Origin of the sequence: Methylobacter sp. (genome assembly GCF_023227905.1) — a bacterium.
Lineage (GTDB): Bacteria > Pseudomonadota > Gammaproteobacteria > Methylococcales > Methylomonadaceae > Methylobacter_A.
Window position 1 is genome coordinate 106,591 of the sequence record NZ_JALOCF010000007.1, and the last position, 11,472, is coordinate 118,062.

Sequence of the window (11,472 nt, forward strand, 5' to 3'; positions counted from 1 at the left end):
ATGACCGAAAATCACACGTCAGAAATCCGTAATGTCAAACTTGAACTTCTGCGGTCCGGCCCGGCCCACAATCAATTGCTATCTCCGCTGACCAATTATATTGCCTTATGCGGCTCCGACGGACCCGTGACGCTGCAAATGCCGTTCGAGCATCGCCAACTGCTGATGAGGCTGCGGCGGCTCAGATACCCTTTGGATAAAGATCCCGCCACCGATGATCAGCGGCAATCGGAAGTCCGTGACATAGGCGAAGCCATTGGCCGGGTGTTCGGCCAGGTGCCCGCCCTGCTTTCAGAGCTCGGCAATGCCGGCGCTGAGAACGGCAAACTCGTTCATCTGCGATTGGCGATGTCAGCGTTTGAGCTGGGTCTGGTTCCCTTCGAAGCGGCCGTGGCTCCGGACGGTTTTCCCGGATCGGGATCGCCGCTGTTCCTGCAAATGCGCACCCCGATCTCGATTACGCGGGAAATCCGCCGAGGCCGTCCACTGCCGGTCAACTGGATACGCCCGCCGCGCATCCTGTTCGCCTTCGCGGCTCCGGCCGGGCTTTACGTGCCCGCGCAAACCCATTTGCAAGCTCTGCGCGAGGCCATTGAGCCGTGGGTCAAGATCAAGGACGAGAATCGCATCGAGGAAGTCAAAAAGCTGCTGACCGTACTGCCCAATGCCACGCTTGAGCAAATTCGCGCGCTTTGTGCTTCAACCGAATTCACTCATGTCCATATCCTGGCGCATGGTGCGCCGTTCAAATATTCCGGCGATGAGCGCTATGGCGTGGCCTTGTGCAGCGAGACCAGCGATAGTGTCGATATTGTCGACGGCGAGCGCCTCGCTATCGCCCTGACTTCTCGGGACTCGGCCGGCAATACGCGATTCCGTCCGACGCTCGTTACGCTCGCGACTTGCGATTCCGGCAATATCGAATCGGTGCTGACGCCTGGCGGCAGCATTGCCCACGAACTAAACGCGGCGGGTATTCCATGGGTCATTGCTTCCCAGTTTCCGTTATGGATGAAGGCATCGGCCATCGCGGCTAAAGTGCTCTACAGCGGGTTGCTGAACGGTGCCGATCCGCGCTGGGTGCTCTACGAACTGCGGCAACGACTGCGTACGGATTCGCCGGAAACGCATGACTGGGCCAGTATCGTCGCGTATTCAACGGTGCCGTGGAATTTCGAACGGCAGGTCAACCTGTTCCGCGACAAGCAGACACAGCGGAAAATCGAAGTAAAGTTTGATCGCATCGACGAACTGGTGGGGGCGAATGAGGATCGGAGCGACAGCGTCGGAAAGGTCCTTAACGATGCCCAAAACAAGGAATTGGCAGCGCTGTGCGAATCGGTCCGCGAAGATCTGAAAAACTGGCGCGAGGAGTCACACGCTATCACTTCAACCAAGGACAAAGCGCAGCGCCTGGGTCTTAGCGCCGCCAGCGAGAAACGCATTGGTATCGCCTATACCCTGGCGGAAGAGCAACCGATGGCCCAGAAAGCTTATGAAGCCTGCCGCGATTTTTACCGTGACGCCTGGGAAATCGATCCCTGCAACCACTGGGTGATTACGCAGTACCTGTCGATTATCGCCATACTGAATCGGGACGACGATGGCCCCGTGCTTAAGGAACTGGCACATAAATACGGCATATTATGGAACGCGGCCCGGCAGATCGTGGAATGGCAGATACGCAAATCATCAGGCGATGAGCGGGCTTATGCGTTCAGCACACACGCGGAACTCAGTTTACTGGGCTCGGTTTACGGTGGGCAAACCATCGATCCTGAATCACTGGAAGCCGATATCACGTATTACTGCAAAGAGATGTTAAACGAATTGTGTTCCGATGCGTTTCCGATTATTGCAACACAGCGCCAGTTCAGGCGTTATCTGAAGGATTGGAACACCCCGGTATGGGCTAGCTTGGCGCAGGCGGCCTTGGACGCCTTGGGAGATAACTATTAAGCCTCGGCCTGATAATATAAGATAGCAGGAAAGGATTTCCTGATTGAATGCAATAACTTGTGCATAGTTACTGAAGCGGGGTTGTACTGGATTGACGAAGTTCTTATGATGGACAAATTAAAAGCGGTTGTTTAGTTACTACGCGGTTTAGGAAGCAGATAGATCGTAAAATCACGAAAAAGAATGTCATTTACCTAAAATGCTTTTGATAGTGGGGCAGAGGGGTGAGATAGCAAACACCCCCTGCCTCATTGATGACGCCTAAGGCGCGTAATGCGTTTCAATATAGCGTTGCACGATTTCCTGAAATTCTTCGGCGATTCTTTCGCCTTTCAGCGTGACGGTTTTTTCGCCGTCTTCATAAACCGGCGCTACCGGGGACTCGCCGGTGCCGGGCAGGCTAATGCCGATATTGGCGTTTTTGCTTTCGCCGGGTCCATTAACCACACAACCCATAACCGCCACTTCCATGGTTTCAACACCCGGATATTGGGTGCGCCAGACCGGCATTTGATCGCGCAAATAGCTCTGAATGTCCATCGCCAGTTTCTGGAAATAATCGCTGGTGGTGCGGCCGCAACCAGGGCAGGAGATAACCATCGGGGTGAATGAACGAAAGCCCATGGTTTGCAGGATTTCTTGGCCGACTATGACTTCCTGGGTTCTTGATGCGCCGGGTTCCGGCGTCAGCGAAATGCGGATAGTGTCGCCTATGCCTTGTTGCATGAGTACCGATAAAGCCGCGGCTGATGAGACGATGCCTTTGGAACCCATGCCCGCTTCGGTCAGTCCCAGATGCAGTGCGTAATCGCAACGGCTGGAAAGATCCTGATAGATGTTGATCAGTTCCTGCACATTGCTGATTTTGCAGGATAGGATGATTTTGTCTTTGCCCAGTCCCAGTTCTTCTGCTTTAGCGGCGCTTTCAAGTGCCGACAGTACGATTGCCTTGCGGGTGACGGCTGCCAAAGGTTCGGGTGTTTTCAGGCTTCTGTTTTCATCCAGTAAGCGGGTCAATACTGCTTGATCCAAGCTGCCGCCGTTGACGCCGATGCGCACCGGTTTGTTATATTGGCAGGCAAACTCAATCATTTGCTGAAATTGCGGGTCACGGCTTTTGCCGCGGCCGACATTGCCCGGATTGATACGGTATTTGTCCAAAGCCTGGGCGCAGTCCGGGTATTTTTCCAGCAGTTTGTGACCGTTAAAATGAAAGTCGCCAACGATGGGTGTTGAGTTGCCTTTTTTATCCAATTGATTACGGATTTCGGCAACGGCTTTAGCTGCCTCTTCCGAATTGACCGTAATGCGGACCAGCTCGGAACCGGCGGCGGCCAGTTCTATAATTTGGTTCACGGTCGCAGAAACATTGGCGGTATCGGTATTGGTCATAGACTGAACAACGATCGGAGCGCCGCCGCCGACTTTAACATCGCCGACTAAAACTTGATGGGTGATTTTTCTAAGGCTAATAGACATATACAAAATCTTTTGAAAAAGGTTACGGTTATCTGGAAGAAATTGTTAAATTATACGCTTATACCGGCTATTAAGTAGAGTTTAGTGTGAGGATAAATTATTTTTCTGATATACATTTGGAATTCGGGGCATTGGAAGCTCCAGATAATGATGCCGATATCATTATCGCGGCAGGCGATATAGGCGTCAGTACGCAAGGTGTAGAGTGGCTTAAAACTTTTAATAAACCGGTTGTTTATATTGCCGGTAATCACGAGTTTTATACTCATGAATATCAGCAAACGTTGCAGTTGATCCGTAAGCGATGCGCCGGCAGCAATGTGCATTTTCTTGAGAACGACTGCTTTATATTTCAAGGTGTACGTTTTTTAGGTTGCACTCTCTGGGCCGATTTGTTTGTTGAAGGCGACAAAACAGCAGAGGCTTTAGGCAAAACATTAAATGATTTCAGGCGGATAAAATTTGCCGAAAGGCCTTTTGATGCGGTGCAGTTCAGTCAATTACACCAAAACTCAAAGACTTGGCTGGAACAAGAATTAGCTCAGCCGTACTCAGGGAAAACTGTCGTGGTCACTCATCATGCGCCGTCTTTATGGAGTTGGAACGATACGGCATATGCGCTTAAAAAACTGGCTTATTGTAATGATATGAAACCGTTGCTGCATGAATACGAGATTGCCGCCTGGTTCCACGGCCATGTCCACTGCCAGATAGACTACCGCATAGCGGGTGCAAGAATATTATGCAATCCCAGAGGTTATGCAGGTACAAAAGTCGCCCCCCGATTTGATCAGGACAGGACGGTGGATATTTAGATCGATGCTGACTATTGGTAAAAAATACCTATAGTCAGTTAAAGACTGGGTACAAGACAAAAACTATGCTTCACATGGCCTTTTGACTTGCGCCCGTCTGGCAGCACAACGTTCGGTGAACAAACAAACCTAACTTTTGTCAAACGCAACCGTCAGGTATTGCTCTGTTGGAAGAGTGCTTCAGCGCGCTTGCTGATTTCTTCCGGCGTTATATCTTTCTTATGGGTAGCAAGAAACCAAATATGCCCGAAAGGGTCTTGCAGCATACCGCTGCGATCACCGTAAAACTGGTCGAATACCGGCCTGACTGCTTTTGCTCCAGCGCTAACAGCCTGATTAAATTGAGCGTCCACGTCCTCTACATAGACATGCAAAGCAACCGACGAGCCACCCAATGACTCGGGAGGATGGAATTCACTTTGTTCACAGGAGTCGGCCAGCATGATAGGCGAATCACCGATTTTGATTTCGGCATGCCCAATTTGACCGTTTGGGTGAGATAAGCGGAATATTTCAATTGCACCAAATGCCCGCTTATAAAATTCAATGGCTTCGGACGCCCCTTTAATCATCAGGTACGGGGTTATGGAGTGATAGCCATCCGGAATTGGTTTTACTGTCATGGATTTCTCCTTTATTTATAATAACTAAGATGAAAATAACAGGCGTTGCACAGCTTGGCGCACAGCGGTTGTATTGTTAGACTGGATGAGTAATTGCAAGTTCCCATGCTTCTTATCTCTCAGCGATTGCCTTTAGATTGGCAAGACCTTCCTCAAAATCTCTACCGATCATGCTGTCCCGGTCGTAAAAGATTTCCATGATTTTGCCAATGTAGGGATTGGTGCCATGCATGGCCCATGTGACGTCGGTTTCGGCATCTTTGCTTTCCAATATAAATTCCAGGATGCAGTGGCTTTCGATAGGTTTGACCAAATCCAGTTCGATAGCGATCTTGGACGGTGGCGATGACTCGATGATTTCCATACGCCCTATACCAGCTTTACTGCCAGTACTTTCCCACTCGTACACGGCACCTTTGCCACGTGACTTACCGCTGAGGTTTCGTTTCATCTCCGGGTCCATTTTCTCGTAAGGCGACCAGGCGTCCCAATTGTGGAAGTCGCTGATTAGCGCAAAGATTCTGTCGGGAGCCGCTTTGATACTGGCGGTGCGGCAGACACGGAATATATCAGGCTTGGCCGCTACATAGAGGAGCAGGGCGGCGAACAGAACGGCGGCTATGATGATTGTTTCCTTAACCATTTATTACCTCGGTACGGGGCAGACATCATGTATGGCGATCAGGGGCCGCTCTTGCGGCTGGGTTTGGGCTAACGTTCAAGGGCGAATATATCTTTAGACGTTTCCGGATCGAAAGAGATCGCGCAATGCTCATACACGATTTGCCATCGGTCCTGATGCCGTTGATAGCCGACAGTGCTCCGTGTCCACGTCTGCATTGTCGGATGGTCTTTGTCCATTCCTGTAAAGCGCCAGAACCAGTGGGCAAGCGCCAAGTCACCGCTAACGAAAATACCAAGATCGCGTATTTCTGTACCGAATGTGGCTGGGAGGCAAGGCAAGCATGTATCCCAAGCGCGGCGGAGCTCATTTACATTCTTGATTTTTTGGAACGGCGGTTTCACGTCGAAGATGATAGCTTCCGGAGCATAATGGCTTATGATTTGATTTGTATTTTTCATACAAATAGCGCTCATTTGGTCATTAATGAGTTGTCGAATTTGGCCTTTGTCATGCGTTTTGGCGGTCTCAGTTCTCATCGGGCATCCCTTTATATTTTAATTGTTAACTCATGATTGCTTTTTAGGCTTGTTAGAGACTCCATGAAGATGATTTTCTAAGTGTTGCCAGTCCCAAATCCCAAAACTCATACTCGTACATAAACCGGTCCTGCGGTTGGTTATAAATTGCTCGGCGGCCATTTCATCAGTTTTTTTCATAATTTCGAATGTCGATCACACAAGCACTTTTGCAATCCGTGGCTTTGCCGATTTCTTTTGGGCAAAACCTTAAAGCCAGACTCAGTCACTAACGCTTCACTATAACCGGCATTCTCAGCGGCGCAGCGACTGCGAGGGTATTTACCGTACCCTATATTGCTAGGCTCGGCTTTTAGCGGCATAACTGACCATGAGGTCCTGGTACATTGGAGTATGGCCGCAAAGGAGCTTACCGAAGCCCTGGACGTCGTTGCGCCAGTCGCGTTGCAGTTCGGAGCCCACGGCGAACCAATTCAACAGTTGCACCCCCGCAGTTGCCATCCGAAGCCATGCCGCCTCACGGCTGGTCTGGTTGAATGTGCCGCTTGCATCGGTGACGACGAAAACCTCGTAGCCAGCCTCTAACGCAGATAGCGCAGGAAACGCTACGCAGACTTCAGTCACTATGCCGGCGATGATAAGCTGTTTGCGGCCGGTATCCTTCACGGCGTTAACGAAATCTTCGTTATCCCAGGCGTTGATTTGGCCTGGGCGGGCGATAAACGGAACGTGAGGAAACATTTCTTTTAGCTCGGGCATAATGGGACCGTTCGGCCCTGTCTCGAAACTGGTCGTGAGAATAGTCGGTAGATTGAAGAATTTCGCCATATCGGCCAAGGCCATAATGCTGTTCTTGAATTCGCTAGGCGGATAATCCTGTACTAACGCAGTCAGGCCGCACTGGTGATCCACGAAGAGAACCGCCGCGTCTTTTTTACATATGCGACGGTACTGATAAGTGCTGCTCATAATGTCACCTTTATCATGGTTTCGATGTGGCGTAGTCAAGGTTGGGGGTTTTGTCTTTTTGCATTTTCATTATGCATGGCGGTGCAATTTATTTGGCATTTCGCACTCTCAATTTTCCGCTCTACTGATGAATCGATAGATGACCGCGCCTAGTGCTGCACCAACGATCGGGGCTAGCCAAAACAACCAAAGCTGGGCAAGAGCCCAGTCGCCAACGTAGATAGCGACACCTGTACTCCGGGCAGGATTAACAGAAGTATTAGTTACGGGAATACTGATCAGGTGAATCAGGGTAAGACAAAGACCGATAGCTATAGGCGCCATCCCCTGCGGCGCGCGTTTGTCGGTCGCACCGAGAATGACCAACAAAAACATCATGGTCATAACAACTTCAGTCACTAAGGCAGCAAATAAGGAATAACCCCCGGGCGAATGGATGCCATAGCCGTTGGAAGCGAAACCTGCGGAAACATCGAAGCCCGCCTTACCGCTGGCGATAAGATAAAGAACGCCTCCTGCAATAATAGCTCCGAATACTTGAGCGACAATATAAGGCAGTAATTGGTTTGCCGGGAAACGACCGCCAACCCATAGTCCCACAGAAACTGCCGGGTTTAGATGACAGCCGGAGATATGTCCGATTGCGAAAGCCATGGTGAGTACGGTTAAGCCAAAAGCCAACGAAACTCCGAGCAACCCGATGCCAACATCAGGAAACGCTGCTGCCAATACAGCACTGCCACACCCGCCAAGAACCAGCCAAAATGTCCCCAAAAATTCCGCAAGATATATTTTCATGAATGATCTTCCTTTACGCCATCGACAAGTGATTATTATTTACTGCACAATTTTTTTATTAAAATATCAATATCCAATCGGAGCACACAATTCGTATAAATACCTATGTGGACTAACTTGCAGTAGCAGTGGCCGGGAATGTCGACGTCTGTTTAAAGGGTTATTGGCAAGGTATGAAGCTCCAACGAAATATAGTCGGGTGCAGACAGGATACGGGCGTTTTTTAAGCAAGCGTTCTCATTTCATTTTGCAGCCATCGTTCCAGGACTTTGATCACATAGGCTTGCTCTTCCTGAGTGAGGGCGCGGCCCTTCGGTATTCGGTGCCATTTTTCCAGGCAACTGCGGCAGCAGCATGCTGTTGCATGTTGTGCTACAAAAACCGGATGCCCCCGAAAAGGGGTTTGTTTGCCATCATTTTTAGGCAATGGCGGCGACAGGCGCTGTGCAATAAAGTCTCCTGCATGAACGACAACCGTTGGCAATCCTTTGGCATGCAGATAAACAAGATCTTTGCCTTGGAGGCGGAATTGGCTGCGGAAAGCCGACTTTGAGAGTGCCTCAAAGAGGCTGTCTAAATCTCTCATACGAGTTTTATAAATAGTTGAATACTGTTTCATTATGGGCGGATGTTTTATCATGAATCAAGTTCCGAATATTAATAAGTGCCGGCTTCCGACTATATGAATACCCATGAACAAAGACATCGCAATGGGCATCTGAATGATCGAGCATTGTTCAGCGGTAACCAATTGCTTCATTTGCATGATGCTGTTTATGAGCTGTGCTGGCTGTTAAATCGCGGTTATGCACGGCATTCGGCTATCCAATTGGTCGGCGACCACCATCAGCTTGCCAAGCGTCAACGTCTGGCGATTTCCAGGGCAGCCTGTTCGACTGTCAATCGGGAGTTAAGAAATGCAAAACGCCTTGAGATTGCACAAATCAAAGACCGGCACTTGGTTATTGACGGATTTAACCTGATTATTTCCGTCGAAACGGCTATGGGAGGCGGATTGTTGCTGCGTTGCTGCGATGGCTGCGTACGGGATATAGCCAGCATTCACGGGACTTACCGGCTGGTGCATGAAACCCGGCAGGCGATTGAACTCATTGGCAATGCGCTGCAAGCCTTTTCTCCGGCAAGTGTGTTGTGGCTGTTTGACAAACCCGTTTCCAATAGCGGGCGGCTTGCCGAGATGGTTCGGACTATTGCCGGCGCCCATTGCTGGAATTGGCAGGCGGAGTTAATCGATAATCCGGATCAGGTCATTCTGAATGGCGGTAAGGTCGCTATCACCTCCGATTCAGCGATATTAGACGGGAAGGTGCAATGGGTAAATCTGGGCGCTTACCTGATAACAAACCACTTTCATGAGTCTTGGTTGATTGATTTTTCAGATGTTTTGAATGAGCCTGAATAAAACCCGCTACTTAAGCCGCTCGCAGAAAATAAGCAGTTGGCAGGCATTAATGATTTTCGGAGTGCAGGCTTCGCCTGCTGTGCGAGCAAAGCTTGCACTCCTGCAAATTTCTTCGGTCAGAAAAATTAGGCTTATGCCGACAGGTTGATTTGTGTGCCAAGATGGTCTTTATTGCCATTTTGGGTGTTTTGGTTTTTCTGCAACAATTCGGCCTGAGCCTGTGCGGCCATTGCCGTCGCACTAGCCGCAACTTGTATATCCTGGCCAGAAGGTTCAGCCGGAGCCAGCGCGGCTCTTCTGATAGTGTCGGCTTTTCGTAGCTTTGCGGCCGGGTCGCCGGGAACCGAAGATGTGTCTATATTGACCTCGCCGCCAATTGCGTATCGGACGCCATCAGGACCTTGCTGATATTCAAAACTGGCGCCGCTGGTGGCAATGCCGCCGGCAGCGGCCAGATGCGCGGCCTCATGCGCTTTGACTTCGGCGTCTCTTTGTTTAAGCTCACTGAGGACTTTCAAGTCCGATTCGGAGAGTTCACCGGTTTTTTTATTATCCGTTGATGTGGCACCATCGGTTTTTAATACGGAGTCTTGTTGAGCGCTCTGATCAGGGTTGGCTGTAGATGAGGCGACCGATTGCTGCTGGGAGTAATCAGTTTGCCAAGTAGTCAATCTATTGCCGGATACGGAGGAAATCATGATGCGCCTTTACACCAAGTGAACAATTTCAAGTCTAGTCAACAATCAGCCGATAGTCTATAGATAAAGCTAATACCTGACGTTGCGCATGCCCGGCAGGAATATGTCATCCACGAAAAACACGAGAAAAGGTGAGTGGGGAGCGCTGTACGCGCCTTGATAGCTCAGGAACTTTTTAAGTAATTACCATGACATTATCACTGGAGTGCAGGCTTTGCCTGCTCTAGCAAGCGAAGCTTGCACTCCCGGCACTCACTCTTTTAGTCATTAGTTGAATTTGAAAATGCTGTAAGCCCTTCATGTTCTTCATGGTTTAAACACAAAACTGGCTCACGTTATTTCATGCTCATCGCATGGCATGGCATGGTCATTCAGTGAAGCCGCGTTATCCATTATCAAACGGTTTTCGTGGGCAATGCGTAACACCAATTAAACAGATAAATTAACGTATAATGTGTTTATTTTATCCGGCTGTTTTTGATGTCCACTCCCGATCTTATCAAGCAACTTACCCACCAGTTACCCCATTGTCTTAACCAGGACAGGCATGCATTAAAACGGCAATTAGACCGCTGCCGCAGCAAAAAGTCAGTGGAAGAATTGAGCGCACTGGCAAGCCGCATTGAAAGATCGGTTGCAGCCAGGAACAAGCGCCTCGCCAGTATTCCTGTGCTGACATTTCCCGATTTGCCGGTCACCGGCAAAAAAGACGATATCGCCAAGCTGATACAGGCTTACCAGGTAGTTATTGTCTGTGGCGAAACCGGCTCCGGCAAGACCACGCAGTTGCCCAAGATTTGCCTGTCGCTAGGCCGGGGATCGGCAGGGTTTATCGGCCACACCCAGCCCCGGCGAATTGCCGCGCGCACCGTTGCTGACCGCATCGCGGAAGAGCTTGGCGAACCAATCGGCAAATCGGTCGGTTACAAAATCCGTTTTAACGATAAAACCCATGCGGATTCATTAGTTAAGCTGATGACCGACGGTATTTTGCTGGCCGAATCGCAAAACGATCCTTACCTGAACCAATACGACACCATCATTATCGATGAAGCGCATGAGCGCAGCTTGAACATCGATTTTCTGATCGGTTATATGAAATGGCTGTTGCCCAAACGGCCCGATTTAAAGCTGATCATTACTTCGGCAACTATCGATACGGAGCGCTTTTCCGATCATTTCAACAAGGCGCCGATTATCGAAGTTTCCGGGCGGACTTATCCGGTGGACGTGCGTTACCGTCCAATCGTTCCGAAGGAAGAAGCGGACGGCGAAAAAGCAACGGACGAGACTGGCGACGAACTGCAAAACGCGATACTCGATGCGGTTGACGAGCTTTACCGTGACTTGCGCGGCGACATCCTGATTTTTCTCAGCGGCGAGCGGGAAATCAGGGAAACGACCGATTCCTTAAAAAAACACCATCCGACCCAGTATGAAATCCTGCCGCTGTATTCGAAACTTAGCGTCAGCGAGCAGGAGCGGGTGTTCAAACCCAAAGGCGGCAAGCTGCGCATCGTGCTGGCGACCAACGTCGCGGAAACCTC

Annotated in this window: 12 protein-coding genes; 4 read left to right on the forward strand and 8 right to left on the reverse strand. The window is 50.1% G+C overall.

What is annotated here, in order from left to right:
- Entirely contained in the window at window positions 1-1,959 is a 1,959-nt protein-coding gene (locus M0R47_RS04910; protein ID WP_292551102.1) for a CHAT domain-containing protein, read from the forward strand.
- Window positions 1,960-2,220: 261 nt separating this feature from the next.
- Here the strand turns inward: M0R47_RS04910 and ispG are convergent, their stop codons facing one another.
- A complete protein-coding gene (gene ispG, locus M0R47_RS04915; protein ID WP_292551106.1) occupies window positions 2,221-3,438 on the reverse strand; it encodes a flavodoxin-dependent (E)-4-hydroxy-3-methylbut-2-enyl-diphosphate synthase in 1,218 nt (405 codons plus the stop codon).
- Between the two features lie 86 nt (window positions 3,439-3,524).
- On the opposite strand from ispG, the gene M0R47_RS04920 reads away from it, so the two are divergent.
- A complete protein-coding gene (locus tag M0R47_RS04920; protein ID WP_292551108.1) occupies window positions 3,525-4,253 on the forward strand; it encodes a metallophosphoesterase in 729 nt (242 codons plus the stop codon).
- Window positions 4,254-4,405: 152 nt separating this feature from the next.
- On the opposite strand, the gene M0R47_RS04925 is transcribed toward M0R47_RS04920, so the two are convergent.
- From M0R47_RS04925 to M0R47_RS04950, 6 genes are all read right to left on the reverse strand, one after another.
- Window positions 4,406-4,876, reverse strand: coding sequence for a VOC family protein (locus M0R47_RS04925; protein WP_292551111.1), 471 nt, complete (start codon window positions 4,874-4,876; stop codon window positions 4,406-4,408).
- Between the two features lie 112 nt (window positions 4,877-4,988).
- Window positions 4,989-5,519: an SRPBCC family protein gene (locus tag M0R47_RS04930; protein WP_292551115.1), complete on the reverse strand. Its 531-nt coding sequence runs from the start codon at window positions 5,517-5,519 to the stop codon at window positions 4,989-4,991.
- Window positions 5,520-5,587: 68 nt separating this feature from the next.
- The gene (locus M0R47_RS04935; RefSeq protein ID WP_292551118.1) at window positions 5,588-6,037 is read right to left on the reverse strand and encodes a nuclear transport factor 2 family protein; all 450 of its coding nucleotides are present in this window, start codon (window positions 6,035-6,037) and stop codon (window positions 5,588-5,590) included.
- A gap of 339 nt (window positions 6,038-6,376) precedes the next feature.
- A complete protein-coding gene (ycaC, locus tag M0R47_RS04940) occupies window positions 6,377-7,006 on the reverse strand; it encodes an isochorismate family cysteine hydrolase YcaC (RefSeq protein ID WP_292551121.1) in 630 nt (209 codons plus the stop codon).
- A gap of 108 nt (window positions 7,007-7,114) precedes the next feature.
- On the reverse strand, window positions 7,115-7,804 hold the full coding sequence (gene aqpZ, locus M0R47_RS04945) for an aquaporin Z (RefSeq protein WP_292551123.1): 690 nt from the start codon (window positions 7,802-7,804) through the stop codon (window positions 7,115-7,117).
- 223 nt (window positions 7,805-8,027) lie between these two features.
- Window positions 8,028-8,444: a DUF4186 domain-containing protein gene (locus M0R47_RS04950; RefSeq protein WP_292551125.1), complete on the reverse strand. Its 417-nt coding sequence runs from the start codon at window positions 8,442-8,444 to the stop codon at window positions 8,028-8,030.
- 42 nt (window positions 8,445-8,486) lie between these two features.
- Here M0R47_RS04950 and M0R47_RS04955 point away from each other — a divergent pair, with 42 nt between their 5' ends.
- Window positions 8,487-9,227 (forward strand): DUF434 domain-containing protein, encoded by a 741-nt coding sequence (locus M0R47_RS04955; RefSeq protein WP_292551128.1) that lies wholly within the window; start codon window positions 8,487-8,489, stop codon window positions 9,225-9,227.
- Between the two features lie 131 nt (window positions 9,228-9,358).
- Here M0R47_RS04955 and M0R47_RS04960 read toward each other — a convergent pair whose 3' ends face one another.
- The gene (locus M0R47_RS04960) at window positions 9,359-9,925 is read right to left on the reverse strand and encodes a putative metalloprotease CJM1_0395 family protein (protein WP_292551131.1); all 567 of its coding nucleotides are present in this window, start codon (window positions 9,923-9,925) and stop codon (window positions 9,359-9,361) included.
- Window positions 9,926-10,405: 480 nt separating this feature from the next.
- Between M0R47_RS04960 and M0R47_RS04965 the strand changes: the two genes are divergently transcribed.
- A partial coding sequence (locus M0R47_RS04965) for a DEAD/DEAH box helicase (RefSeq protein WP_366513170.1) occupies window positions 10,406-11,472 on the forward strand: 1,067 nt, incomplete at its 3' end.

Coding starts and splice junctions, on each gene's coding strand:
- M0R47_RS04935 (WP_292551118.1), bottom strand. CDS start 6,037: ATGAGAACTGAGACCGCCAAAACGCATGACAAAGGCCAAATTCGACAA.
- M0R47_RS04960 (WP_292551131.1), bottom strand. CDS start 9,925: ATGATTTCCTCCGTATCCGGCAATAGATTGACTACTTGGCAAACTGAT.
- aqpZ (WP_292551123.1), bottom strand. CDS start 7,804: ATGAAAATATATCTTGCGGAATTTTTGGGGACATTTTGGCTGGTTCTT.
- M0R47_RS04955 (WP_292551128.1), top strand. CDS start 8,487: ATGAATACCCATGAACAAAGACATCGCAATGGGCATCTGAATGATCGA.
- M0R47_RS04930 (WP_292551115.1), bottom strand. CDS start 5,519: ATGGTTAAGGAAACAATCATCATAGCCGCCGTTCTGTTCGCCGCCCTG.
- ycaC (WP_292551121.1), bottom strand. CDS start 7,006: ATGAGCAGCACTTATCAGTACCGTCGCATATGTAAAAAAGACGCGGCG.
- ispG (WP_292551106.1), bottom strand. CDS start 3,438: ATGTCTATTAGCCTTAGAAAAATCACCCATCAAGTTTTAGTCGGCGAT.
- M0R47_RS04910 (WP_292551102.1), top strand. CDS start 1: ATGACCGAAAATCACACGTCAGAAATCCGTAATGTCAAACTTGAACTT.
- M0R47_RS04925 (WP_292551111.1), bottom strand. CDS start 4,876: ATGACAGTAAAACCAATTCCGGATGGCTATCACTCCATAACCCCGTAC.
- M0R47_RS04950 (WP_292551125.1), bottom strand. CDS start 8,444: ATGATAAAACATCCGCCCATAATGAAACAGTATTCAACTATTTATAAA.